The organism is Nocardia sp. alder85J (assembly GCF_020176955.2).
In the GTDB taxonomy this organism is placed as follows: Bacteria; Actinomycetota; Actinomycetes; order Mycobacteriales; family Mycobacteriaceae; genus Nocardia.
This window is the reverse complement of the sequence record NZ_JAIUCZ020000015.1, coordinates 104,102-128,213: the sequence shown is the minus strand read 5'-3', so window position 1 is coordinate 128,213 and position 24,112 is coordinate 104,102. Positions and strand designations below refer to the sequence as shown.

The window sequence follows — 24,112 nt, the reverse complement described above, 5'->3', positions numbered from 1 at the left end:
GTCTCCAACCAGCCCGAACGTCGGTACTGTAGCGGTCCCGGACGAAGTCGGCGCGCCGAACCGCGAACCCTTCAGGCAGCCGTGACCAGGTCGAGATGCGGCGCGGCGCGGCGCCCGCCGGACCCGGCGCCGGACAGGTTCCGTACCGACCGGGCGGGCCACCCCCCGGCGGGCGGGCCGGGATCGCACCGGATGCCGTAATGCGTTGCTGCCGTGCTCAATTCGACCACCACGTGAGGTCCGAGACTACCGCGACAGAGATATCCGGAAGTTTGCCGGATCACAGAATAGCGGCGAACGATTCCCTCCCGAACGACCGTATCGCCGCCCTCGGCGAGCCTCCCTTTCGCCATCGGCTCGGGCGCGCCGCACAGCGCTCATTCACCCACCGCGAGAGCGCGTTCCGGACGGAAGCGAACGGCCGCCGACCCACTTCCGCGCCGAGCCGGCATCACATCGCCGGCCGGTATCGCACGGCCACCGGTCCCGCCGGGCGCGCAGCCCCGGCGGCCCGATCCGGATAATCCGCGGAGAACAACAGGACCTTCTCGCGCAACGCGTATTTCGGCGCCCGGACAATCCAGCGACCGAGTGGTGAACTCGACGAGCGCCCCCGGGTCGGATCCGGCGACGGCATCAGACCGTGACCGCCCGCAGATACCGGTGTCCCCATTCCTCGAAACCGGTGAGCGGGATTCCCAGCGCCCTGGCGTATTCCGGGCGGGCCGGTTGGCCCGCGACATTGATCCATTCATGGTTGGCGCCCATGGCCGGCATACCGGCGGCAAGCGCCTGCTGCTCGGTCATTTCCGGCGCGGACAGCGGAGTGCCCAGAACGCGGGAGAGGATTTCGGCGATCTGCGTCATCGACAGATATTCACTCGCCAGTTCCAATTCCACCCGATCGAACCGTTCCGGTGCGGCCACCGCCGCCGCGGCCGCCGCTCCGATGTCGTCGACCGCGACCAGGGCCAGCCGGGTCGCCGGCGCGATGATGCTCACCAGTCCACCCTCGATGCCGCGCGGGAACAGGAACGCCATCGACGGCAGGAAGTTCTCCATGAAGAAGCCCGGCTTCAGCAGCGTCCAGTGCGGGAAGCCGGCGGTGCGGACCCGATCCTGGATCGCCGTCTTGGCGCCGAGCGTGGGCTCCATCGCAGCCCACCGCCCCTCGGCCCAGCCGGGCACCTCGGCCTGCCGCCCCGCACCGGTGACGGAGGTGTGCACGAACTGCGGCACCCCGGCCGCGCGCGCACTCTCGATCAGGTTGATCCCCTGGGTGACCTCCCCGTCGAAGTCGAAACCCGTTGCGGTGAAAGCGGGCATCTGCACCGAGAACACCGCGCGGGCGCCCGTGGCGGCCCGGATCACCGAATGGCGATCCAGCAGATCACCGGTCACCAGTTCGGCGCCGAGCGCCGCGACGGACCGGGCGCGGGCACTGCCCGGATCGCGGACCAGGGCGCGGACGGGCACCCCCGCGGCGAGCAGGGCGCGCGCGGTGGCTCCCCCTTGCCGGCCGGTGGCGCCGGTGACCAGGACGGGTGCGGACATTGTGGACATGGACGGTCCTCCTCGGAATCCCGAACGCTAAGTGGCGGGGCCCGCCACTTAGTCAGCGCTACGATATGGCGGACCCCGCCACTTGGCAACCATGGAGGTGACGTGATGCCCGAGGGGCAGCGCGCGGACGCGCGCCGCAACTACGCGCGGATCCTCGCCGTGGCCGAAGCGGAGGTCGCCGCCCACGGCCCCGATGCCTCGCTGGAACAGATCGCGCGCCGCACCGGGGTCGGCTCGGCCACCGTGCGCCGGCACTTCCCCACTCGCCAGGCACTGTTGGAAGCGGTGTCGCACAAGCGAATCGACGATCTGCGGATTCGCGCGCAGCAGCTCACCGATACCACCGACAGCCGGAAAGCGTTGCTGGACTGGCTCAGTGAGGTCGTCACCTACTGCGTGTCGGCCCGAGGGCTGGCGGTAGCGCTGGCCTACGACACCGCCGGGGTCGACCCGACCCACGACAACGCTTGTGCGGCAACGCTGGAACTGGCGGGCGCCCCGCTGCTGGATCACGCCGTACGCGACGGCGCGGTGCCGCCGGGCGTGACCGTCGCCGATCTGATCACGCTCGCCGTCGGCATGGCGCTGGCCACCGAACACCGCGCGGACCCGGTGGCCGCGGCGCAGCGGCTGCTCCGGCTGACGGTGGCGGGGCTGAGCCCGCAGGACCGGGCCCGCCGGGCCGATCGGCCGGGAATGCGCGCGACGGACACCGCCCCGGGCTAGAGCGCTATTCTCTCCGGTGAGAAATGCCGTTTCACAGCGCGGAGGACAGCATGACCGAAGTTTCCGAGACCCGCATCGAAGCGTCGCGAGAGATCGCCGCGCCACCGGAGAAGGTGTTCGAGGTGCTGTGCGACCCGCGCGGGCACGTCACGATCGACAGCTCCGGCATGTTGCAGTCCGCCGACGGCGAGCCGGCGGAGAAGGCCGGCGACACCTTCGTCGTGCACATGGACCGGGAGTCGCTCGGTGACATGCCGCTCGGCAAGTACGACGTCACCGTCACCATCACCGAATTCGACCGGGACACCCACATCGAATGGACGGTCGGCGCGCAGACCATCCAGCTCGACCACCGCTACGGCTACCGGCTCACCCCTTCGGCCACCGGCACGCTGGTGACCTCGTACTGCGACTGGAGCCGCACCCCGGAGAAGTATCTCAGCGCGCTCACCTTCCCGGTGGTCCCCCAGTTCGCGCTGCGCGCGACACTCGGAATCCTCGCCCGTACCGTGGAGTGAGGTTTCGTTCCCGGACTCCGCGGCGACGCCGTCGTACCCTGTGTTGCCGAGCATCAGCTCGTCGATCGGACACGGGTTGCGAGAGCGAGGATTCGCGTGGACTGGGAAGCGTGGCAGCGCAGTTGGGATCGCCAGCAGGAGCTGTACATGCCCGACCGCGAAGAGCGGTTCCGGGTGATGCTGGAGGTCGTCGAGGCGGCAGCCGGTAAGGCGCCACGGGTGCTGGATCTGGCCTGCGGGACCGGCAGCATCAGTCGCCGGCTGTTCGCCCGGCTGCCACAGGCGCGGTCGGTGGCGGTGGATATGGATCCCACCCTGCTGGCGATCGCGAAGGGATCGTTCGACGGCGACTCCCGAATCGACTTCGTGAGCGCCGACCTCACCGCGGCCGGATGGGCGCGGCAGCTGCCGCCCGAACCCTTCGACGCGGTGCTGACCGCGACCGCCACCCACTGGATGCAACCGGCCGCGCTGGCCGGACTGTATGCCGAACTGCTGCGGCTGGTCCGGCCGGGCGGGGTGGTCGTCAACGCCGATCACATGCCCGATCCCGGCGCCCCCCGGCTCACCCGGCTCGACGAGATCATCCAGACCGATCATCAGCAACGCGCCCGCGCCACCGGCGCCCGGGACTGGGAACAGTGGTGGGCCGAGATCGGCGCCGAACCCGGCCTCGCGGCCGAATCCGCCGCCAGCCGTGCGATTTTCGATCAGCACGTGAAAGGCGTCGAGCAGACGGTGGATTGGCACCTCGACCGCTTGCGCGAGGCCGGATTCGCCGAGGCCGCAGTGGCGTGGCGGTCCATCACCGACGCGATGGTCGTCGCCGTCCGGTAGCTCCGCACCCGGACCGGATCGATCCCGGGCCGTCGCCGATCGGCGACGGCCCGCGCGGTCAGCGGGCGTACCGGATGAGCTGAGCCGCGCGCACCTCGGGAGTCTGGCCCTGCACCAGCAGGAACAGGGCCGAGCGCGCGTACAGCTGCGCGGTGTCGCCGGTGGCCAGGCCGCGGCCGGCGCGGGCGACGAGCAGCCCGCGGGTGAGGACGGCCAGGGCATCGTTCGCGGCGACCCGGGCGGCCAGGCGGTCGTCGAGCCGGTAGGGGCCGCCACCGTGCGCACGGGCCTCGTCGGACAGGTCGTAGGCCGTGGCCCGGATCTCCGCCACTCGTGGCCGCCAGACCTCCGCAATCCGTTGCGCGAGAGGCTGTTCCGTCTCCTCCAGTTCACGCAGCACCGTCTCGGCCAGGCCGAAGTGCTGTGCCCGCGCGTCGCTGGCGTTGCCCTGATCGAGGAACCGTGTCCGCTCCAGGCTCTCGGTGGCCAGCACGTCCTCGCCGGGGACGAAGACACCGTCGAGCCGGACTCGTGCGGTCCGGCTGCCCGCGACCGCACCGAGTTCGAGCGGGCCCGCACTGACCAGATGATCGCTGACCGGCACCAGCGCGGTGACGACGGTCTCGCCGGCCGGTTCCACCGCCGCGACGGTCAGCGCCGAATTGAGGCCCCACCCGCTGACCCACGACACCGTGCCGTCGAATATCCAGCCGCCGGCCGACTTTCGCGCCGCCACGTAGCGATCCGGGAACCGCCGGACGTCGCTGACGCCGGCGCCCAGCAGCAGTTCGCCGCGCAGAACCCGCTGTGCCAGTGGGGAAAGCGGGGTGCCCGCGGCGCGGGCGGCCAGGATCCGTTCGGACAGGGAGGCATGCTGCGCCCATACCAGCCAGGTGTTGAAGCAGGCCCCCGCGATGAGCTCGTGTACCCGCCGGTCCGCGTTGCGATCCAGTTCCGCGCCACCGAATTCCCGGCTCGACGTGTGGTTGAGCAGTCCGAGCGCCGCGAGTGCGGCGATGCCCTCGCGGGTGACACCGTCACGGTCGATCGCCGGCGCCGCGGGCCGCAGCACCGTCTCCGTGTATTCCCGCACCTTCGCGACGAACGGTTGATCGGCCGCGGCGGCCACCGCCGCGGCCGCACCTTCGGTCGTCTTCGCCACTGTCATGACAGCCCTTCCGCCGCACACCGGGAGCGCCGGCGCCGGACGGGCCACCGGTCTCCATGAGCTGAATTATCGGCCCGCGCCATCGCCGCACCCCGGCCGGGGTGGTCCGAGCGGACCGATGCGGTGCACCCGACGTGCACGGATCCGGTGCTGTTCCAATAAATTCCGCCGGATTCGAGGATCGCCGGAACCACCCCTCGTATCCGGATCCACACATTTCACTACGAGATTCCGGCGCCGGTCGTCAAGTATTGCTTCACAATTCGCGATGCGAAAAATACCGGATTCGCTCAGGGTGAGTTTTTTCGTAGGGCGGATACTCCGGCGGGGCTTACCTTTTCAGTCGAATCAATTCCTCGGGAGTGGCCGCACGGGCGAGAACCGGCGGCCGCTTCCGGCATGGAGAGGAAAGACCGTGAGTGGCAGACAAGGCGCCGGAGGCTGCGGGCATGAGCATTTCGGTTAGCAAACGTTCCATCAGGAGAATTTCCGTCCTGACCGCGCTACTGGTGGTGGTGCCCGCACTGCTGACAGGTTGCGGACTCGGGAAGAACAACGGCGTGGTGCTCTTCCGCTTCGCCAACTCCCCCACCGCACTGTCCCTGGTCCGCATGGCCGACGAATTGGGTTACTGGAACCATTCCGGGGTGCGTCCGCAATATGTCGGACCGGCCACGGCCGTACCCGCGCCGCAGCTGCTCGACGAGGGCAAGATCGATATCGCCACCGGCATGTTCAACGGCGATATCGACGGCAAGACCAAGAAGTTCAAATTCACCGCCATCGCGTCGAGCATGCTCGATCTGCCGGACGAGCCGCACATGGCCTACTTCACCAAGGCCGGCTCCGCGATCACCAAGACGAATCTGAAGGCGCTCGAGGGCAGGACGATCGGCGTCTCCGGCTTCAACAGCTGCGTCGACCTGGTGATCAAGCAGTACCTGAAGAAGAACGGCGTGGACCTCACCAAGGTCAAATTCCTCCAGCTCAAGGAGGAACTGATGCCGGCCGCGCTCGAGCGGGGCCAGATCGACCTCGGCGTCTTCCATCCGCCGCTGGTCGGCGTGCTGCTCAGCAAGCCGGACAAGTTCACCGAGGCGGTCACCTCCTACGAGGACTGGGGCCCGCTGGGCGGCCAGGCGCCCTACGTCGCGAGCAACGCGTGGCTCCAGAAGAATCCGGCCGCGGCACGGGCCTTCGTCGGCGTGATCGCGAAGACGGCCAACTGGGCCAACGCGCATCCCAAGGAGTCCGCGATCATCGCGGGCAAGACGACGGGCTATCCGGTGAACCAGACCACCAACTGGCACTACGCGCCGAACGCCCTGCTGGACAAGGCGAGTCTGCAACTGTGGTGGGATCTCACCACCGACGTGGGCAAACCGCTGCCGGGCTCGGACCAGCTGCGGCCGGAGGACATCGCGACCAACGCCTTCAATCCGTACGCGAAATCCGCGGATCTGCTGGACAGCCAGGAGCAGAACAGCCAGGTGCTGCCCGGCGAGCAGAACGGCGGGATCTTCAAGACGAATCTGGTGGATATCGCGGAGGCCGAGAAATGAGCGCGCCGGCCGAATGGAAAATCGAGGCGAAACAGGTCGCCAAACTCTATCCGAAGTCCGGCCGGCGGTCCGCCGGTGAGGCGACCGCCGTCCTGGACGGGTTCGACCTCCGGATCCGCAGCGGCGAATTCGTCTCGCTGCTCGGGCCCAGCGGCTGCGGGAAGTCGACCTTCCTCAACATTCTCGCGGGCCTGGATTCCTACAACGGCGGGGCCGTCTCCGTCGACGGCACCCGGGTGGTGGGCATCAACAAGAACGTCGGGGTGGTCTTCCAGGGATACGCGCTGTTCCCCTGGCTGACGGCGCAGAAGAATGTCGAGGTCGGCCTGCGGGTGCGCGGCGTCGGCAAGGCGGAGCGCCGGGAGCGGGCCGCGCAGGTCCTGCGGTCGGTCGGCCTGGCCGCCGCCGCGGATCGGCTGCCGCACCAGCTCTCCGGCGGTATGCGCCAGCGCGTGGCGATCGCGCGCGTGCTGGCCTACGAACCCGAGGTCCTGGTTTTCGACGAGCCGTTCGCGGCCCTCGACGCGCAGACCCGGGAATTCCTGCAAGGCGAATTGCTGCGCATCTGGGAATCGGGCGCCACCAAGAAGACGATCCTGTTCGTCACCCACTCGATCGACGAGGCGATCTTCCTCTCCGATCGGATCGCGGTGATGACCCGGGCCCCCGGCCGGGTGAAAGCCCTGATCGATGTCGAACTGCCGCGTCCGCGCGGTGACTCGGCCCGCAGTTCGGAAGATTTCGTGCACATCCGGCAGCGGGTTGCCCGAGTCCTGGAGGAGGAGGTGCACATTGGCAACGACGATCACTGAGCCGGTACGCGCGGCGGAACCGCGGCCCGAGGACGAGCGGATCACGCCGCCCAAGGTCCCGAATCCGTGGCTGGCGAAATTCGACAGATATCTCTACGGGCTCATCGGATTCGCCGTATTCCTGGTGCTCTGGTGGTGGGTGGTCGACAGCGGCTATGTCAGCGACATGTATCTGTCGACGCCACAGGACACCTTCCGCGCATTCATCGACGGGCTCGACGACGGCACTCTGCGATCGCAATTGTGGCCCAGCGCGCAGCGCGCGCTGATCGGCTTCGCGATCGCGCTGGTGGCCGGCATCACGGTGGGCATCCTGGTGGGATCGTTCCAGATATTCCAGAAGCTCGCCGAACCGGTGCTGCTGTTCTTCCGGAATCTGTCACTGCTGGCGCTGCTCCCGGTGTTCGTGTTGTTCTTCGGCATCGGTGAGGAGTCGAAGGTCGCGATCGTGGTGTGGGCCTGCTTCTGGCCGATCCTGCTCAATACCGTCGGCGCGGTCAGCGGAGTCGAGCGATTGCTGCTGAACGCGGCCCGCACCCTCGGCGCCGGGCGGCTGTACATCTTCGGCCGGGTGATCCTGCCCGCCGCGATTCCGGCGATCTTCCCCGGTATCCGGCTGGCCGCGGCGAATGCGTTCACCGCCCTGGTGGCGGCGGAGCTGGTCGGTGGTTCCGCGGGTATCGGCATCTACATCAACACCGCCGCGCTCCGCTACCAGACGCCGCAGATGTACGCGGGAATCGTCGCCCTGGGCCTGATCGGCATCCTGGTCAACGGGGTGCTGACGGTGGCCGAACGGCGACTGACCGCCTGGCAGCGCGGATTGACGAGCAGGTGAGGTGGCGGCTCGCCGCAGCCGCCGTGGCGATACTCCTCGCCACGGCCGGCTGCGGGTCGGACACGAAAGTGGTTCAGGACACGGCCGTGCCGAACGCGGGCGGGGGCGCGCTCGTGGTCTACGTGGACGCCGGTGACGATCGGACCATCCTGGAGTACGCGGTCCAGCATCTGCTGCCGGCCACGGTGCAGGTCCGGTTGGTCACGGCCGGCGCGGACAGCAATGCGAAACTCGCCGCCGGACAGGGCGATCTCGCCTACTTCCAGCACATTCCGGCGTTCGAGGCCGACCGGCAGCAGCACTCCTACAACGATCTGAGCATCGTCTCGAAGGTGAATGCCGTTCCTTACGGGCTCTATTCGTCGAAATGGCGGGACCTGAAGGACAACTCCAGCTGGGTCCACGTGGGGCTGGTGCAGGACCAGATCAGCGGCACCGGCCTGCCGCACGGTTCCCAGGTGGTGCTTCCGGCGACGCCGACCGGTTTCGCGCGGGGGCTCTATCTCTTGCAGAGCGCGGGTGTGGTGCGGCTGGATCGTCCGTTCGGCGGCACCACCGCCGGAGATCTGACCATCGGCCAGGGCAACGTGCTGGACTCGGCACGGCACCTGTCGCTGCTGGCCCTGAATCTCGACCAGGATCTGCGATCCATCTACGACAGCTACGACGCGGTGGTGCTCAGCCCGGAGCAGGCGGCGTCGATCGGCCTGCAACCGGCGAAGGACGCGCTCGCCCTCGAACCGGGGCCCGCGAACCCGTACGCGCACGTCCTGGTCGCACCGGCGCGGCTGGCCGGGGATGCGCGGGTGCTGGAGCTCACCCACGCGCTGGAGAGCCCGCAGTTGGCGCAGTTCGTGCGGACGACCTTCCACGGCGCCGACATCCCGGTCACCGCGGCCGACGCCAAATGACACCGGGTGCGAGACCCACGACCTGCGGAACAGGATGAACGAGAACAGCATTCACGAGCGGCGGCGGCCGTCCGCCACTGCGGCCCGTGCCCGCCCGCCCGTCGCGGGAGCGGCGCCGATCCGGCGGCGTGGTCGTGCCGGCCGTCCGTAGGTGGCGCTGGTGCCTGGTCGTCCTGCTCGCCGTGGCGGGTCCGGTATGGGCGGCCGGTGTCGCTTCGGCGCACGCGGTGCTGGTGTCGACCACACCGGACAACGGGACCCACGTGGACCGGCCGCCGAGCCGGTTGCAGTTGCAGCTCGCCGAACCGGTCACGCTGGTCCCCGGTTCGGCGCAGCTGATCGACAGCGGCGGAACACGATTCGAGCTCACGGCGGCCGCGCTCGACGACGGGCGGCGGCGGGTGGTGCTGACCCCAGCCCGGACACTGCCGGACGGGGCCTACCTGGCCACCGCCCGAGTGGTGTCGGCCGACACCCATGTGGTGTCGCTGTCGCTCCAGTTCACCGTGGGCGCCACCACCGCGCCGGGACGGTTCGCCACCACGGCCACGCCGGGAACCGAACGCTACCTGGACTATCCGAGCAAGGGGCTCACCTATCTCGGGCTGCTGCTGTCGGCGGGCCTGTGGGCGGCGGCGCGCTGGGCGTGGCCCGCGGCCGCGCGCACCGCGCGGTTCCGGACGGTGCACCGCATCGGATCCGGGGTGTTCCTGCTCGGATTCGCCTGTCGTTTCCTGGTTCTCGTGACTCAGCAGTCCGGACCGGCGGGGCTGTCGGCCGCGAGCGCGCGGACGGTGCTCGGCGCCCCGCACGGTATCGCGCTCGCGGTCGCGGTGGTCGTGGCGATCGTGGCCCCGGCGGTACCCGCACGGTACGGCCGGGCAGTGGCGGCAATCGCTGCGGCGCAGGCGATCACCGCGATCCTCGCGGTGACCCTGGACGGCCACGGCGGCTCGTTCCGGGGCGGGCCGTGGACCTTCACCGGCACGCTGCTGCACGTGTACGGCGTCACGGTCTGGCTCGGTGGCGTGGCGGTGATCGCGCTCGTGCCGCGCGGGGCGCCGCACCTGCGGCGCTGGCACGCGGTCGCCGTGGGGCACGTCGCCGCGGCGGTGACCGGCGGGGTGACGCTCGCGGTGGTGCAGGTGCGGCCACCGGCCGCGCTGGTGCACACGACCTACGGGCTGGTCCTCGTCGCCAAGGCCCTGCTCGCCGTGGCCGTCGCCGGGTTCGGCTACCTGAGTTATCGCTGGTTCCGCCGTATTTCACCGAGGGAGGGGCGACCGTGGACCCTGCTCCCGGAGGCCGGGCTCGCCGTGCTGGCGCTGGCCCTGACCTCGGTGCTGACCACGCTGGCGCCGGCGAAGGACGTCTACACCACCGATATCGCCACCGCGCTGGATTTCGGTCCCGCGCAACGCCTGCACATCGGCATCGACTCGATCCGGCACGGTCCGCAACAGCTCACCCTCACCTACGTTCCCGCGAGCACGGTTGCGGCACGGCCGGATTCCGCGACGGTGAGTGTGGACCTGTCGTCGGTGTCGGCGAATGTCGCGCGACTTCCGGTGGCGCTGACCCCGCCGGTGCCACGCGACGGCGCGCTGGTGTGGCGCAGCGACCGGCTGATCGTCCCGGCGGCCGGGCAGTGGCGGGTCACCGTCCGGTTCGACGACGGGCAGGGGCCGAGGCTGGCCTCGTTCTTCTACAAGGTGTTGTGAGCCGGGGAACGGTTTACGCGGACCGGGAACCACCCGGTGACCGGTATCTCGAACGAAATGGATTGTGCTGTGGTGCAAGAGAATACAGCTGTCGACGAATACGCCGCCCGGGTGCTGCGGCACTTCGGCCCCGACCCGGCGAACTGGGTCCGGCCGGGCGCGACGGATCACGACGTCGTGGTGGTGGGTGCGGGCCAGGCCGGGCTCGGCATCGGATTCGCGTTGCGACGCGCGGGCATCGGCCGGGTGGCCGTCGTCGACGCCGCGCCGCCGGGCCGCACCGGAGCGTGGACCACGATCGCGCGGATGACCGAGCTGCGGACCCCGAAGAACTGGCCCGAGCCCGAATTCGGTTTCCCCGAACTGGGATTCCAGGCGTGGTACGAGGCGGTCCACGGCGAGCGGGCCTACGCCGACCTGCCGCGCGTCCCGCGCCTGGAGTGGGCCGCCTATCTGGAATGGATCCAACGCCACCTCCGGGTGCCGGTCCGGCACCACACGCGCCTGACCGACATCACCCCGGCCAGCGGCCGCCTGGACCTGACCTTCACCGTCACGCGCCCGGACGGCGCCGAGTCCACGGTCCGGGAGTCCACCCGGAAACTGGTGCTGGCCAACGGCGTCGAAGGCACCGGCGGCCCGAACCTGCCGGCCGAACTCGACGGCCTGCCCCCGGCGCTGCTCGCGCACACCGGCCGGCCCCTCGACTACGCCGCGCTGTCCGGCCGGACGGTCGCCGTGATCGGCGCCGCCGCTTCGGCTTTCGACGCGGCCGCCGCGGCGCTGGAGGCCGGTGCGGCGGCGGTCCACCTGTTCGCCCGGCGGTACGACCTGATCGTGCAGGGGCCCGGCGGCTTCGGCGGCCCCGGCATCGGCGCTCGGAACAACTACCACCGCCGCGGCGACGCCGCCCGCTGGCGGCAGAAGGTGCTCGCCGCCCGCGCCGGTCGCAGCGTCCCGCTGCACTCGGTCACCCGGGCCACCGCCTTCGACGGCTTCCACATCCACCTCAACGCGCCCCTGCGGACGGCGCGAGCCGAGGACGGCCGCGTGGTGCTCGAGGCGGCCGACGGCACGCACGTGGTCGATTTCGTCATCGCCGGAACCGGATACCAGTACGACCCGCGCACCCGCGCCGAACTGCGCTCGATCGCGGACGATATCGCGCTGTGGGCCGACCGGTTCCGGCCCGACGGCGATCTCACCGACGCCGCCCTGGCCCGAACCCCGTACCTCGGCAACGGCTTCCAGCTCCTGGAGAAACATCCGGGGCAGGCGCCGTGGGTCGGCCGGATCCACGTGTTCTCCGCGGCGGCGCATCTCAGCTTCGGCTACCCGATCGGCGACGCCCAGAGCCTCGCCCACGCCATTCCCCGCCTGACCGACGCGGTGGGCCGTGATCTCTATTTCGAGGACCAGGACACCCCCGCGGCCGCCACCTCGCCATCACACGAATCCCCGTCGCTGCGAGCACATTACGCCCACGCGATCTGGTCACCCGCGCGGCCGCAACCGGCCCGGTGACCGGCGGTTCAGCGCGCGGCCGCTGGTCGGGAGACGCTGCCGAAACGCTCGTGGTCGGCGAGTATCTCGCCGACCCGGGCCTCGGCCGCCGCCTGGCCGGCGGGATCGTCGCCGGCCAGGCTCAGCAGCGCCTTCCACAGGGCCCAGCCGCGGGCCCGTGCCCAGGTCGCGTCGTCGGCGCCGACGGTGCGACGGAAGGCTTCCCGGCCGGGACCGGACAGCATCGTCCAGGCCAGGGTGAGGTCGCAGGCCGGGTCGCCGATGCCGCAGAGGCCGAAATCGATGACCGCCGTGAGCTTTCCGCCGTCGACCAGCAGGTTGTCCGCGGCCAGGTCGCCATGGAACCACACCGGGGTGCCCGGCCGGGCGGCGGCGGCCAGGGCCCGCTCCCAGACGACGGTGGCGGCGGCGGTGTCGATCCGGTCGCCGAGCCGGTCCAGGTGCCGCCGGGTCTGCTGGTCGTAGCGGACCGGGGACGCGCCGCGATGGAAGCTGTGATCACCGGCCGCCGGAGCGCCCGCGGTATCGCAGCCCTGGAGCGCGCGCAGGAATTCCGCCACCGCGGCCGCGAATTCGACCGGGTCGTCGATGGTGGCCCGGTCGGCGGTCTCACCGGGCAGCCACTTGCGCACCGACCAGGGGTACGGGTAGCCGAAGCCGGGCTTCCCGACCGCCAGCACGGTGGGGATCGCCACCGGCAACGCGGGTGCCAGCCACGGTAACCACCGGTTCTCCTTGCGCACGGCCGGAGCGTATTCGGCGGCGCTCGGCAGCCGCACGGCCATGTCGTCGCCGAGCCGGAAGGTGCGATTGTCCCAGCCGTCGCGTTCCACCGGAGTGACCGGCAGCCGGCCCCAGTGCGGGAACTGCACCGCGACAAGGCGTTCGACCAGCTCCACGCGGATCCCGTCACCTCGAGTCATCGGATCACCCTGCCTCTCGTCGTTCCATCGTCATCTCCGGGCATCCGACAACGGTACGGTTCGGTCCGCGTCACCGCGATTCGCGACGGTGATTAACGGTTTGCTGCCCCGTCACCGATATGTGGGGCAGCGGTCACCGAGATCGCTTGCCGGAGCCGATCTCCGGAGACCGACGATTCCGAGATGAGGACGACATGTCGATGTTTCGCGCAACCCAGTACCTGATCGCCGCCGCGGCGATCACCCTGTCGGCCCTGGTCGCCGGTCCTGCCCTGGCCGACACCGGATCCCACGAAGTGGTGTACGAGATCTGGGCGGAATCGGCCGCCCAGGCGACGACGATCAACTACTACGAGGACGGCAACAAGCCGGAATCCCCCGCCAACGTACCGCTGCCGTGGAAGGTCACGGTGCACAATTCGGCCAGCGACCCGATCTACGCTCTCTCCGCGGAGAACTCCGATCTGGGCGCACTGTCCTGCCGCATCACCATCGACGGTGTCGTGCGCGACGAACAGACCACCCGCGGTATGCATTCCTCCGTCGGCTGCACCGCCGCGAGCTGATCCCACCGGCCCTCGGGGACCTCTCGCCCCGGGGGCAGGCGCGCGCGGTCAGGACACCACACCGCCGCCGGTGCGCAGCTTCTCGGCGCACACCCGCGCCGCTTCCGGATCGGTGCCGGTTCGGCCGGTCCTTGCGCCGGCCCGGCAACGGCGATCGCCTGCACGGGTGACGCGGATCCGGACCGGGGAGCCTCAGCCGGGCAACTCGCTGCGCGCGGGCTCGGCGCCACCCAGCGACCACGCCGCGTGCAGCCGGGCGTAACGGCCGTCGCGGGCCAGCAGGTCCGAGTGGGCGCCGTCCTCGACCACCCGCCCATCGTGGAAGACCAGGATCCGGTCGGCGATCTCGGCGGTGTGCAGCCGGTGCGCGATGGTGACGGTGGTGCGGCCGGCGGTGATGCGCAGCAGGGCGCGTTGCAGCCGCACATCGGTGGCCGCGTCCACGCCGCTGGTCGCCTCGTCGAGGACGAGCAGGTCCGGATCGGTGAGGGCGGTGCGGGCCAGGGCCACCAGTTGCCGCTCCCCCGCCGACAGCGCCTCACCCCGCCGGCCCACCGGCGTGCGCAGCCCGGCGGGCAGGCCGTCGATCCACTCGGTGAGTTCCAGTCGTTCGAGGACCTCCCGCACCGCCCCGGGCGACGCGTCCGCGCGGCCCAGCGCGATGTTCTCCTCGATGCTGCGGTCGAACAGGAACGCGTCCTGCGGCACGATCGCCACCCGCCGGGCGAGCGCGTCGTCACCGAGTTCGGCGGTGCCGGCACCCCACACCGTGATCCGGCCCCGGTCCGGGATCAGTTGCCGGGTGATCAGTTTCGCGAAAGTGCTCTTACCGCAGCCGGTCTCACCGACGACGGCGACGTGCTGACCGGCCGGGATCCGCAGGTCGACCGGGCCGAGCACGGATCTGCCCGGCACATAGCCGAATTCGACCCCGGACAGCTCCACCGGAGCGGCGCCGGCGGCCAGGGTGACCTCCCCGATCGGGCGGCTGTGCTCCGGCAGGTCGAGAACCACTGCGACACGGCGTAATCCGGCCTCCGCGTTGCGGGCGTCGGCGAGGCTGGTGACGGCGAACTGCATCGGGCGGACGAAGAAGATGACCAGGAACAGGAAGGCGACGATGCCCCCGGCACTGGCGTGCAACCAGCCGATACCCGCCGCGGTCCCGGCGACCACCACCGCGGTGGTGATCAGGCCGCTGGCCACCTCGCCGATGGTCACGTTGAACCCGACCGCCCACAGGGTGCGGCGCTGCGCGGCCAGCACCGCCTCGATGCGATCGCCGGTCTGCGCACGCATGCGCTCCTCGATGCCGTATCCGCGGACGGTGTCGATTCCGGTGAGCAGTTCCAGCAGGCTCGTGTACAACTCGCCGTTGCGGCGGCGGGTGATGTCGTAGCGGCCCGCCACCACCCGCTGCAACCGGCGCCCGGCGATCGGGACGCCGACGCCGACGATCAGCACCAGCACCGCCAGCGGCGGCGAGTAGACCGTCATGACGATCAGCGCCAGCGCCATCTGGCAGATGTTCTGCACCAGGGTGACGCCGCCGGACTGCGCGTAGCGGGTGACCATGTCGAGATCGTTGGTGACGCGCGCGACGAGATCGCCGCCGGGCGCGATCACCGGATCGGCCGGGCTGCGGCGCATGATCCGGGTGAACGCGGCGATCCGCAGGTGCAGCAGCGCGCGCTCGACCAAGCCGATGACGAGCCGGTTCACCAGCGACGAGCACACCATCGCGACCAGGATCGCGGTCGTGCCCACAGCGACCGCGCCGGTCACGATCCGAGTGCGGCCGGCGGAATCGACGTGGGCGAGCAGGGCGTGGTCGAGGGCGTACTGGATGGTGACCGGAATGACGATCCGGCCGCCTCCGGCCGCCACCACCAGGACCACGGCGATCAGCAGCGCGCCGCGCGGCACCGGCGCGATGCGCGCTATCCGCCGTACCAGCGAGACGGTGCCGTGGGGACGGGCGTCGGCGCTCACCGCGCACAGTCCGCGGTGTCGTAGGCCCCCAGCAGATCTCGATAGCCGGACACGGTCCGGGCCAGCTCGTCGTGCGGTCCGTGGGCGACGATCCGGCCCGCCTCCAGATAGACGACGGTGTCCGCCAGCCCGACCGTCGCGGCCCGATGACCGACGAGCACCACCGTGGTGCGGCGATCCGCACCGGCGTAGCGACATCGCAGCCGATCGATCACGATCCGCTCGACCACCGGATCGAGCGCGGAGGTCGCATCGTCGAGCAGCAGCAGTCGCGGCGCGCGGAACACCGCGCGCGCCAACGCGATCCGCTGGCGCTGCCCGCCGGACAACTGGACCGTCTCGGAGAGCACGGTGTCCGGGCCGTCCGGGAGCGCGGCGACGAACTCGTCGGCGGCGGCCACGTACAGCGCCGCCCGGACCGCGTCGTCGGTGGCGGCGGCGCCGAGGGTCACGTTGGCGCGCACGCTGCCGGTGAACAGGAAGGCACTCTGGGTGACCAGCGCGATATCGCGGCGCAGCGCCCCGGGTGCGAGGCGGCGGGTGTCGGTCCCGTCGAGCAGCACCGTGCCCCGTCCGGCCTCCAGCAGATGCGCCACGACGGTCAGCAGGGTGGACTTGCCCGAACCGGTCGGACCCACGACGGCGACGATCCCGCCCGGTGGGATCCGCAACGCGATGTCGCGCACCACCGCCGCAGCGCCGTAACCGAATTCGACCTCGGCCAGTTCGACCGCCGCGCCCGGCCCGCCGCCGGGTGGATCGCACCGGCCGTGCCGGGGCGCCTCGGTCTCGGCCGCGGTCTCCCGCACGCGGCGGTGCCCGGCGACCCCGGTCGGCAGCGCGCCGAGGAAGCGGGCGATCACGTTCAGCGGAATCGCGGTGGTGATCAGCAGGTAGACGACCTCCACCAGGACACCGACCTCGAGCCGGCCGGCCTCGACGCGGGCGACCCCGACGGCGAGGATCACCAGCGCGGCCAGCGGCGGCAGCAGTTCGATCGCGGGATCGAAGATCGCGCTCGCGCCGCCGACGCGGATGTTGGCGGCGCGCAACGCGTCCGCCGCCGTCCGGAACAGGGCGATCTCCCGATCGGCGATGCCCAGGGTGGTGATGACCTGACGGCCCTCGATCGCCTCGTGGGCCAGTGCGCCGAGTTCCGCGCGGCGCCGCTGCGCGCGTTGCGCGCGCGGGGTCAGTACCCGCTGGTAGACCAGATTCGCGGCGAACACCAGGGGCACGACGACGACCGCGACGACCGCGAGCCAGCCGTCCGCGGCGACGATGTCGATCATCACCAGGATCAACATGCCGGTCATGCCCACGGCGAACGGGAAGTGCTGCATAGGATCCCAGGTCATCTCGGTGTCGGAGACCGCGTGCGACACCAGATGACCGGCCCGGCGCCGCCGATGCCAGCCCACTCCGAGCCGGAGATAGTGCGCGACAACGGCTTTGCGCGCCACCGCGACGGAACCGTACTGCACCAGCCCGGTGGCGACGGTCCGGCCGACGATGGTCGCGACCCGGATCAGCGACACGCCGAGGACATAGGCGGCGCCGAGACCGCCGGCGGCCCAGGAGAACCGGCCCTGGGCGAAACCGGCGACCACCACGTGCTGGGTGCACCAGCCGATCGCCTTGGCGCCCAGCACCATACAACCGCCGTTGATCAACGCGCAGCCGAGCGCGATCAGCGCCGGCCACGGATGACGCCGACACCCCGCCGCCATGATCGCGAGCCCGCCCCGCAGTGCGGAGCCGTCGCGATCGGCAGCCGTATCGGCCGGGAGACCAACGCCGGCCACCGCACCTCCTCACCTGACAACCCGTCCACTGTGCTCGGTCCGGTTAGCCGAGGCAACGAAATCGATCGCCGTGATCGGAACTCCGCTCGGTCCGATCGTGAAGTTCAGGTTTACGAAATCTCGCCGAATAAAACATTGTTCGGCTCCCGCCGGACTCGCATGCTGAGCGAATCAGCGCGCCCGGTCGTCCGCGGACGAGGAATGGAGAGCACCGTGCCACCCATCGAGACCATCACTGCCACAACGGACCTCGCCCCGGCGGCGGCCGTCGGCGACGCGGAACTGCTCGCGCGGTTCCGTCCCCTCTTCGACGACATCGCCGCGGGCGCGGTCGAGCGGGAGGCGGGCCGGCGGCTGCCGATCGAGGAGATCCGGCGGCTGCGCGCGGCCGGATTCGGCGCCCTGCGGGTGCCGCGGGAACTCGGCGGGTCCGGCGTCTCGCTGCGGCAGCTGTTCCTGTTGCTCACCGAACTCGGCGCCGCCGATTCGAATCTGGTGCAGGCCCTGCGGGTGCACTACCGCTTCACCGAGGAGCGACTGGCCGAGCGGGACACCGAACGGGGCCGGGAATGGTTGCGGCGCATCGGATCCGGCGTCCTGGTCGGCAATGCCAGCAGCGAGCGCTCCGGGAACGTGCGCGGCCGCACCAACACCACCCTGACGCCCGACGGCGATCGGCTGGTGCTCAACGGGACCAAGTACTACAGCACCGGCAGCCTCTACTCCGACTACATCTCGGTGGCGGTCACCGGTGACGACGGCGGCCGGGTGACGGCGCTGGTCCGCAACGACACCCCCGGCATCGAATTGTTCGACGACTATTCGGGTTTCGGCCAGTACGCCAGCGCCAGCGGCACCACCGTCTTCACCGATGCCGCGGTGGATCCGGACAACGTGATCACCCAGCAATTCCGCATCGCCGGTCAGCAGGCGGTGTTGCAACTGACCCATCTGGCGACACTGGCGGGGATCGCCCGCCGCGCGGTGGACGACATCGCGGAATTCGTGCGCCGCCGGCGCCGCTCCTACGGCCACTCCACCGCCGATCTGCCCCGGGACGAGGCGCTGGTGCAGCAGGTGATCGGCAAGGCCGACGCCACCGCGCACGCCGCCCGCGACATCGTGCTGAGCGTGGCCGCCCGCCTGGACCGGGTGGTGGACGACCGCCGGGCGTACGCGTTGCTACCCGAGGAGGACCGGACTGCGGAGGCGGACAACGCGATTCGCGATCTGGAGGTCGCCGCGGAACTCGACGTGTACCGGGCGCAGTCGATCGTGATCGAGCTGGTGTTGCGCACCACGACGGAGATCTTCGAGGTCGGCGGGGCGTCGGCGCTGGACGCGAGCCTGCGGCTGGACCGGCACTGGCGCAATGCCCGCACCCTCTCCTCCCACAATCCGCTCATCTACCGGCAGCGGCAGATCGGCGACCACCTGCTCAACGGCACGGTGCCGAACAACATCCCGTCGGTCGGCGAGGCCCCGGGGCTCGCCGCCGATCCGGCCGGGGAGGCGTGACCATGACCCGGCCGCGGCTGTTGCTCAACGCCTTCACGATGGACACCGTCACGCACGTCTCGGACGGCTCCTGGCGCCGGGACGACACCCGGCAGACGGACGCGGGGGTGGACGGGATCAACCTCCAATACCTGGTCACGCCGGGCAGTTTCGCGGATTTCGCCGACCATGTGGTGCCGGAGTTGCGGCGGCGAGGGCCGGCACAGCACGAGTACGCGCCGGGGACGTTGCGGCACAAGCGTTCTGGGGCTGGTGACATGCTGCCGGAGTCGCATCCGGGGCGGAGGTGGCACGGGGCGTTCACTTCGGTCTCGGCCGAGGCCGCGGGGGTGAGGTGGGAAGAGAACTCGAGGGTGCCGGGCCTGCGAGTCGGTGACCGCGAACCGGGGTGAGCCGGGTGGCGAGCCTGCGTTGTGGTGACACAGGTCCGAAGGCGAGGTGGGCAACGAACTTGGGATGTCTGGTGACCGGGATCCGGGGCGAGCCGGGTGCGAGGTCTGTGCGGTGGTGGCTGGGGTGTGTTGGTGGATCGGGGCGGACGACCGGCGTATCGGACGCCGGGGTTCTAGGCTGTGGGCGGCAGGTGTTTCCAGGTGGCGGGAGGTGGGGTGACCGTGCGTGGTACCTGGGCGGGGTGTGCTTCCGGTGTGACTGTGCAAGGGACCGGCTGATGGAGTGGTCGAATCTGCTGGCTCGGATCGTGGCGTGGTTGCGGGCGGGGTATCCGCACGGGGCGCCGGATCGGGACTATTTCCCGCTCTTGGCGGTGCTCGGGCGGCGGCTGTCCGACGACGAGGTGGACGCGGTGGTCGGTGAGCTCGTCGCGCAGGGCAAACTGCCCGCGACCCGGATCGACGCGGGGGTGGCGATCGCCCGGCTCACCCTCGAACTGCCCCGGGAATCCGATCTTGCGCGGGTCCGTGAACGGCTGCTGGTCACCGGGCGGTCCGTCGATCGCGGCTGGCTCGCGGCCGTGCCGTCGCGACCCGCCGTGGCCGGTGGGCCTGTCGCAACAGCGCCGAATGGGTTTGAATGGGGTGTGCGGACCCAGTACCACGAGAATTTGCAGCAACTCGCCGGATCGCTGCATGCGATGTGCCTGCGCGACCGCGACATCGTGGCGGCCGCGACCGAGGCCCTGCTGAGCAACGATCTACCGGCCGCGGAGGCCGCCATCGATCTCGGCCACGAGGTCGAGGTCATGCAGCAGGACGCCGAGCGGGAGGCCATGCGGTTGCTGACCTTGCAGTCGCCCGTCGCCGGGGAGTTGCGGCAGGTGGTCACCGCGGTCCAGCTGACCGGCAATATGAAACGGATGGCCGCGCTCGCCACTCATATCGCCGCCGCGGCGCGCCGCCGGCATCCCGAACCGGTCGTCCCCGGCCCGGCCCATGCGGTGATCGCGGGAATGGGCGCCGCGGCGGTCGCGATCGCCGACAGTGCCGCCGCGGTGCTGGAGTCCGGTGATCCCGAGGCCGCTGCCGCGCTCGACCGGCAGGACGACACGATGGACCAGTTGCACGAGCAACTGCTCGCCATCGTCCTGGCTCCGGACTGGTCCGGCGGCATCACCTCCGCCGTCGACCTGACCCTGCTGGGCCGCTACTACGAGCGTTTCGCCGACAACGCCGTCGAGGTCGGGCGGCGCACCATCTTCCTCACCACCGGCGAGACCGCCGACGCTTGGGTTTCCGGCATGGGCGCGGAAACCACCGACGCGGACACGGACACCGCGGACACCGGCGAATAATCGACCGTTCGCACGCATCCGGGAACTCTTGCTGCCGTCAGCACGCCGCCGTCTCGTCGACATCGAGTCGGCCTCCTGCTGACGGTCAGCGTTTTCTGCGGCGGGGCGCGGCCGCCGGGGCCTCGGCGGCGGCCCGGTGTTCCCGGATCCTCACTCGGGGAAGCCTCGGTCTCCCGCCAGGTGGCCGCGTCGTTCCGGGACGCCTGGCAGAGGGCGGTCGTTCATCGCGACCTGGCCGCCACACCCGTGCCGCATCTGAGTGCCGCGGCCATCTCCGCCCGCACCACCGAACCCGCCGGCCGCACCCCGGAACAGGCCGCTGCCGCCGCGCTCGAGGAGGAGCTGATCGGCGAATTCCTCGGTGCGAGCGCGTACCTGTTCACCGTACCGATGTACAACCTGACCATGCCGTCGGTGTTCAAGGCGTGGCTGGACCAGATCATGGTCGTCGGCCGCACCCTCGACCCCGCCGGCACCCCGCCGGCCACCGGCCGCCCGGCCGTGGTGATCTCCGCCCGCGGCGGCGGCTACGGTCCCGGCACCCCAGGCACGGCATGGACCACCTGGTTCCCACGCTGGAAACCGTACTGGGCCCCGCCGTTCTCGGCCTGGACGTGACCACCCTGACCCCCGAACTGACCATGGCTCCGCACGTCCCGGAATTCGCCGCACTGCTGCCGCTGCACGAGGCGTCCCTGGTCGAATCCCACACCCGCGCACGCCAACTCGCCACGAGTATCGGCACGCTCGCCGCGGCCTGAGACGGCTCCTGGCCGGGGAGTTCCTCGGCGCCGCGCCAGAATTCGGCCGTCCACCTGTACCTGATGGCCCAGCCCGCCGGCCTGCCCGAGGAGCTGATCGGCCACAGCGCCGACGCGTTCTTCGGCCACTTCCTCGACATCTGGTCGGTCCGGCCGACGTGCGAGCGGACTGCCGGAACGCCGTACCGTCGATCGTCGCCGACTACCGGGCGACGGCGACGATCGACATCGAACACGATCGGGCCGACCTCGCGGCCGGCCACCGGCTCACCCTGCCGGTCACTGTCCTCCAGCAGGACTGGGGCAGTGTGCTCGGCTTCGACGCCGCCGCGGTGTGGCGGCCCTGGGTCGCGGACCTGCACCATGTCACCACGCGCGCAGGACATTTCATGGCCGAGGAGGCCCCGGCCGACACCGCCGCGATGCTCGCGGAGCTGCTGCGCCGGTGATCGTCACCGCCGCGCGGTGTCGTTGTCACCAGGTGGGTACATAGCCGCCGTCGATACGGAATTCGGCGCCGGTGATGTTGCCGCCCAGGTCGCGGGCGAGGGTCAGGACCAGGGCGGCGACCTCCTCGGGGGTGGAGAACCGGCCGGTGACCATGGCGGCGGAGGCACCCGCGGCGACCTCCTCGGGGGTGCTGCCGGTCGTGCGGCCGACCGTCGCCGCCACCCCGTCGGCGGCCAGCCACAGGTCGGTCGCCACCGGGCCGGGGCTCACGATGTTCGCCCGGATCCCTTGCGGGCCGTACTCTTTCGAGACCGCCTTGGTGAACGCGGTCACCGCCGCCTTGGCGGCGCTGTAGTCGACCACCAGCGGCTCGGGCAGGCTCGCGTTGACCGATCCGATGGTGACGATGCTGCCGCCGCCGGTGGCGAGCATGGCGGGCAGCACGGCGCGGGTGGTCCGGACCGCGGCGAGCAGGTTGAGCTCCAGCGTGGTCTGCCACTGCTCGTCGGTCACCGCGAGGAATCCCGCGGTGCGCGGCGGGGCGCCACCGACGTTGTTGACCAGGATGTCGATGCGCTCACCGGCGGCCGCCACCAGTTCGGCCGGTGCGGCCGGATCCGTCAGATCGGTGGTGACACAACGGACTCGACCGGCGGCGATCACCTCGTCGAGTTCGGGCCCGAATTTCCGGGCCCCGGCGATGACGAAGGCGCCGTCGGCGGCCAGTGCGCGGACGACCGCCAGGCCGATACCGCGGCTGGCACCGGTGACCACGGCGATGCGGCCGTGCAGATCGGTTCCCATGGGTGTGCTCCTCTCGGGTGGGTGTGGATCAGGCCGCCCGGACACTGTCGGGCAGGTAGCCGATCTGCTTCAGCAGGCCGAATTGATCCTGGAGAGTGCGGATTTCGACGACCAGATCACCGTCGAAGCGCCACAGCGCCAGATCGGAGATGGTGACCCGGCGGCCGGTGGGCTCGACACCGCCGTAGGCACCGGTGTGGGTGCCGGACCACATCAGGTGGATCGCCACCGTGTCGTCGGCCGCGACGAGCCGCTCCACGGAGGTCGTCAGATCGGGAAAGCCGATCAGCCGCTCACGGATTCGCGTTTTCGGCCCCTCGATGCCGACGGGTACCCCGTTGGTGACCAGGTCGGTGCTGAAGAGGGTGTCGGCGAGATCGATGTCGACGGTCCAGCCTTCGGTGAACCACCGGTAGGCGAGGACGAGGCGTTTCTGGTCGGCGTCGGACATGTGCGGTTCCTCGGATGCCTGGGCGGGCGAGGTGGGCGACGGTGGCCACCCCGCCGGCGTTCGGGGTCGACGGGTTCAGAAGCCTTGTTCGGCAAGCCAGTGCAGGCAGGCGTCGGCGACCTCGGACCAGCCGTTGTCGATGGTGAGCGAATGCCCGCGGTCGGGGAATTCGATCAGGTCGGTCGGGGCGTCGGTGTGCCGGTACTGCTTCAGCGTCGCCTTGGTGATCACCTCGGGCACGGTGTGGTCCTGGCCACCGGCGATCAGCAGCAGCGGCGCCCCGGTGTCGCGGTCGGTGTTCACCTTCGCCGGTGAGTGCAGCGAGAAATTCGCCGCGGCCGCCTCGAACAGCGGCCGTCCGGGCGCGGGAATCGCGAACCGCGCGAACAGTTCCTTGGATTCCAGCTCGGGGACCGCGTTGCCGAACGCGTAGCGGAACTGGTCCTCGGTCAGCTCCACCGCCCGGTGGATGTTCGCGGGATTGCGGAACACCGGCAGCGTCGCGTGCAGCGACGACAGCGGCAGCGGCAGTACCCCTTTGATCTGCGCGGCGTCGATGCCGATCGCCGCCGCGGCGGTGCCCTCGCCGAGCAGCTTCTGCGCGATCATGCCGCCGAAGGAGTGCCCGATGACGATCGGCGCTTCGGGCAGGCCCGCGATGATCTCGGTGTAGTGCGCGTCCACGGCGTCGATGCCCTTGTCCGCAATGGCCTCCGGGTTGTCGCGGCTCTCCGCGACGGTGGCGGCCACGCCGGGCCAGCCCGGGGCGACGGCGGCGTAGCCGTGGGCGGCGAACCGCTCCACCCACGGCTGCCAGGAATCGGGGTGCAGCCACAGTCCGTGGATGAATACCACCGGGCGCTTGCTGTCGGTCATTGTCGTCTCTCTTCTCGAATTCGGCGGGTTTGCTTC

At 70.5% G+C, this 24,112-nt stretch carries 24 protein-coding genes; 16 read left to right on the top strand and 8 right to left on the bottom strand.

The annotated features are described in order from the left end of the window. Positions 1–636: 636 nt before the first annotated feature. A complete protein-coding gene (locus LBW94_RS40100; RefSeq protein ID WP_225060680.1) occupies positions 637–1,563 on the bottom strand; it encodes an NmrA family NAD(P)-binding protein in 927 nt (308 codons plus the stop codon). 105 nt (positions 1,564–1,668) lie between these two features. On the opposite strand from LBW94_RS40100, the gene LBW94_RS40095 reads away from it, so the two are divergent. From LBW94_RS40095 to LBW94_RS40085, 3 genes are all read left to right on the top strand, one after another. Further along, positions 1,669–2,289, top strand: a complete 621-nt coding sequence (locus LBW94_RS40095; protein WP_225060681.1) for a TetR/AcrR family transcriptional regulator — start codon at positions 1,669–1,671, stop codon at positions 2,287–2,289. A 50-nt stretch (positions 2,290–2,339) separates the two neighbouring features. After that, positions 2,340–2,807, top strand: a complete 468-nt coding sequence (locus LBW94_RS40090; protein ID WP_225060682.1) for an SRPBCC family protein — start codon at positions 2,340–2,342, stop codon at positions 2,805–2,807. Between the two features lie 96 nt (positions 2,808–2,903). Next, positions 2,904–3,644: a class I SAM-dependent methyltransferase gene (locus LBW94_RS40085; protein WP_225060683.1), complete on the top strand. Its 741-nt coding sequence runs from the start codon at positions 2,904–2,906 to the stop codon at positions 3,642–3,644. A gap of 58 nt (positions 3,645–3,702) precedes the next feature. Here LBW94_RS40085 and LBW94_RS40080 read toward each other — a convergent pair whose 3' ends face one another. After that, the gene (locus LBW94_RS40080; protein ID WP_225060684.1) at positions 3,703–4,812 is read right to left on the bottom strand and encodes an acyl-CoA dehydrogenase family protein; all 1,110 of its coding nucleotides are present in this window, start codon (positions 4,810–4,812) and stop codon (positions 3,703–3,705) included. Between the two features lie 449 nt (positions 4,813–5,261). Here LBW94_RS40080 and LBW94_RS40075 point away from each other — a divergent pair, with 449 nt between their 5' ends. The 6 genes from LBW94_RS40075 to LBW94_RS40050 all read left to right on the top strand — a co-directional run bounded on the left by LBW94_RS40075 (position 5,262) and on the right by LBW94_RS40050 (position 12,180). Further along, the gene (locus LBW94_RS40075) at positions 5,262–6,374 is read left to right on the top strand and encodes an ABC transporter substrate-binding protein (RefSeq protein ID WP_225060685.1); all 1,113 of its coding nucleotides are present in this window, start codon (positions 5,262–5,264) and stop codon (positions 6,372–6,374) included. Further along, positions 6,371–7,186, top strand: a complete 816-nt coding sequence (locus tag LBW94_RS40070) for an ABC transporter ATP-binding protein (protein WP_225060686.1) — start codon at positions 6,371–6,373, stop codon at positions 7,184–7,186. The genes LBW94_RS40075 and LBW94_RS40070 overlap by 4 nt, the downstream gene beginning before the upstream one ends. After that, complete coding sequence (locus LBW94_RS40065) at positions 7,167–8,024, top strand: ABC transporter permease (RefSeq protein WP_225060687.1); 858 nt, start codon at positions 7,167–7,169, stop codon at positions 8,022–8,024. Before LBW94_RS40070 ends, LBW94_RS40065 begins: the two co-directional genes overlap by 20 nt. 86 nt (positions 8,025–8,110) lie before the next feature. Further along, the gene (locus tag LBW94_RS40060) at positions 8,111–8,935 is read left to right on the top strand and encodes a MetQ/NlpA family ABC transporter substrate-binding protein (protein WP_225060688.1); all 825 of its coding nucleotides are present in this window, start codon (positions 8,111–8,113) and stop codon (positions 8,933–8,935) included. 86 nt (positions 8,936–9,021) lie between these two features. Further along, positions 9,022–10,656, top strand: coding sequence for a copper resistance protein CopC (locus LBW94_RS40055; protein WP_225060689.1), 1,635 nt, complete (start codon positions 9,022–9,024; stop codon positions 10,654–10,656). 72 nt (positions 10,657–10,728) lie between these two features. Then, positions 10,729–12,180 (top strand): NAD(P)-binding domain-containing protein, encoded by a 1,452-nt coding sequence (locus tag LBW94_RS40050; RefSeq protein WP_225060690.1) that lies wholly within the window; start codon positions 10,729–10,731, stop codon positions 12,178–12,180. Between the two features lie 8 nt (positions 12,181–12,188). On the opposite strand, the gene LBW94_RS40045 is transcribed toward LBW94_RS40050, so the two are convergent. Further along, positions 12,189–13,103, bottom strand: coding sequence for an aminoglycoside phosphotransferase family protein (locus LBW94_RS40045; protein WP_225060691.1), 915 nt, complete (start codon positions 13,101–13,103; stop codon positions 12,189–12,191). 194 nt (positions 13,104–13,297) lie between these two features. Between LBW94_RS40045 and LBW94_RS40040 the strand changes: the two genes are divergently transcribed. After that, positions 13,298–13,669: an MmpS family transport accessory protein gene (locus LBW94_RS40040; protein WP_225060692.1), complete on the top strand. Its 372-nt coding sequence runs from the start codon at positions 13,298–13,300 to the stop codon at positions 13,667–13,669. Positions 13,670–13,861: 192 nt separating this feature from the next. Here the strand turns inward: LBW94_RS40040 and LBW94_RS40035 are convergent, their stop codons facing one another. Both LBW94_RS40035 and LBW94_RS40030 read right to left on the bottom strand, forming a co-directional pair. Beyond that, positions 13,862–15,661 carry an ABC transporter ATP-binding protein gene (locus LBW94_RS40035; RefSeq protein ID WP_225060693.1) on the bottom strand — a complete coding sequence of 600 codons (1,800 nt, stop codon included), beginning with the start codon at positions 15,659–15,661 and terminating at the stop codon, positions 13,862–13,864. Further along, positions 15,658–17,466 carry an ABC transporter ATP-binding protein gene (locus LBW94_RS40030; protein WP_225060694.1) on the bottom strand — a complete coding sequence of 603 codons (1,809 nt, stop codon included), beginning with the start codon at positions 17,464–17,466 and terminating at the stop codon, positions 15,658–15,660. The genes LBW94_RS40035 and LBW94_RS40030 overlap by 4 nt, the downstream gene beginning before the upstream one ends. Positions 17,467–17,679: 213 nt before the next feature. On the opposite strand from LBW94_RS40030, the gene LBW94_RS40025 reads away from it, so the two are divergent. The 6 genes from LBW94_RS40025 (at position 17,680) to LBW94_RS40000 (ending at position 21,944) form a co-directional block, all read left to right on the top strand. After that, positions 17,680–18,984 carry an acyl-CoA dehydrogenase family protein gene (locus LBW94_RS40025; protein ID WP_225060695.1) on the top strand — a complete coding sequence of 435 codons (1,305 nt, stop codon included), beginning with the start codon at positions 17,680–17,682 and terminating at the stop codon, positions 18,982–18,984. A gap of 2 nt (positions 18,985–18,986) precedes the next feature. After that, the gene (locus LBW94_RS40020; RefSeq protein ID WP_225060696.1) at positions 18,987–19,376 is read left to right on the top strand and encodes a hypothetical protein; all 390 of its coding nucleotides are present in this window, start codon (positions 18,987–18,989) and stop codon (positions 19,374–19,376) included. Positions 19,377–19,654: 278 nt separating this feature from the next. Further along, positions 19,655–20,734, top strand: coding sequence for a DUF3349 domain-containing protein (locus LBW94_RS40015; RefSeq protein ID WP_225060697.1), 1,080 nt, complete (start codon positions 19,655–19,657; stop codon positions 20,732–20,734). A gap of 180 nt (positions 20,735–20,914) precedes the next feature. Continuing rightward, complete coding sequence (locus tag LBW94_RS40010; RefSeq protein WP_323138045.1) at positions 20,915–21,352, top strand: NAD(P)H-dependent oxidoreductase; 438 nt, start codon at positions 20,915–20,917, stop codon at positions 21,350–21,352. Then, on the top strand, positions 21,349–21,495 hold the full coding sequence (locus LBW94_RS40005) for a hypothetical protein (protein ID WP_225060698.1): 147 nt from the start codon (positions 21,349–21,351) through the stop codon (positions 21,493–21,495). The genes LBW94_RS40010 and LBW94_RS40005 overlap by 4 nt, the downstream gene beginning before the upstream one ends. Before the next feature lie 158 nt (positions 21,496–21,653). Continuing rightward, on the top strand, positions 21,654–21,944 hold the full coding sequence (locus LBW94_RS40000) for a hydrolase (RefSeq protein WP_225060699.1): 291 nt from the start codon (positions 21,654–21,656) through the stop codon (positions 21,942–21,944). 25 nt (positions 21,945–21,969) lie between these two features. Here the strand turns inward: LBW94_RS40000 and LBW94_RS39995 are convergent, their stop codons facing one another. From LBW94_RS39995 to LBW94_RS39985, 3 genes are all read right to left on the bottom strand, one after another. Continuing rightward, positions 21,970–22,749 carry an SDR family NAD(P)-dependent oxidoreductase gene (locus tag LBW94_RS39995; RefSeq protein ID WP_225060700.1) on the bottom strand — a complete coding sequence of 260 codons (780 nt, stop codon included), beginning with the start codon at positions 22,747–22,749 and terminating at the stop codon, positions 21,970–21,972. 28 nt (positions 22,750–22,777) lie between these two features. Next, complete coding sequence (locus tag LBW94_RS39990; RefSeq protein WP_225060701.1) at positions 22,778–23,200, bottom strand: ester cyclase; 423 nt, start codon at positions 23,198–23,200, stop codon at positions 22,778–22,780. A gap of 75 nt (positions 23,201–23,275) precedes the next feature. Then, a complete protein-coding gene (locus tag LBW94_RS39985; protein ID WP_225060702.1) occupies positions 23,276–24,076 on the bottom strand; it encodes an alpha/beta hydrolase in 801 nt (266 codons plus the stop codon). Positions 24,077–24,112: the final 36 nt, after the last annotated feature.

Bases quoted from the DNA above. Each gene is read 5' to 3' on its own strand.
- LBW94_RS40100 (WP_225060680.1), bottom strand. From the start codon at position 1,563: ATGTCCACAATGTCCGCACCCGTCCTGGTCACCGGCGCCACCGGCCGG.
- LBW94_RS40095 (WP_225060681.1), top strand. From the start codon at position 1,669: ATGCCCGAGGGGCAGCGCGCGGACGCGCGCCGCAACTACGCGCGGATC.
- LBW94_RS40090 (WP_225060682.1), top strand. From the start codon at position 2,340: ATGACCGAAGTTTCCGAGACCCGCATCGAAGCGTCGCGAGAGATCGCC.
- LBW94_RS40080 (WP_225060684.1), bottom strand. From the start codon at position 4,812: ATGACAGTGGCGAAGACGACCGAAGGTGCGGCCGCGGCGGTGGCCGCC.
- LBW94_RS40075 (WP_225060685.1), top strand. From the start codon at position 5,262: ATGAGCATTTCGGTTAGCAAACGTTCCATCAGGAGAATTTCCGTCCTG.
- LBW94_RS40070 (WP_225060686.1), top strand. From the start codon at position 6,371: ATGAGCGCGCCGGCCGAATGGAAAATCGAGGCGAAACAGGTCGCCAAA.
- LBW94_RS40045 (WP_225060691.1), bottom strand. From the start codon at position 13,103: ATGACTCGAGGTGACGGGATCCGCGTGGAGCTGGTCGAACGCCTTGTC.
- LBW94_RS40040 (WP_225060692.1), top strand. From the start codon at position 13,298: ATGTCGATGTTTCGCGCAACCCAGTACCTGATCGCCGCCGCGGCGATC.
- LBW94_RS40020 (WP_225060696.1), top strand. From the start codon at position 18,987: ATGACCCGGCCGCGGCTGTTGCTCAACGCCTTCACGATGGACACCGTC.
- LBW94_RS40015 (WP_225060697.1), top strand. From the start codon at position 19,655: ATGGAGTGGTCGAATCTGCTGGCTCGGATCGTGGCGTGGTTGCGGGCG.
- LBW94_RS39995 (WP_225060700.1), bottom strand. From the start codon at position 22,749: ATGGGAACCGATCTGCACGGCCGCATCGCCGTGGTCACCGGTGCCAGC.
- LBW94_RS39990 (WP_225060701.1), bottom strand. From the start codon at position 23,200: ATGTCCGACGCCGACCAGAAACGCCTCGTCCTCGCCTACCGGTGGTTC.
- LBW94_RS39985 (WP_225060702.1), bottom strand. From the start codon at position 24,076: ATGACCGACAGCAAGCGCCCGGTGGTATTCATCCACGGACTGTGGCTG.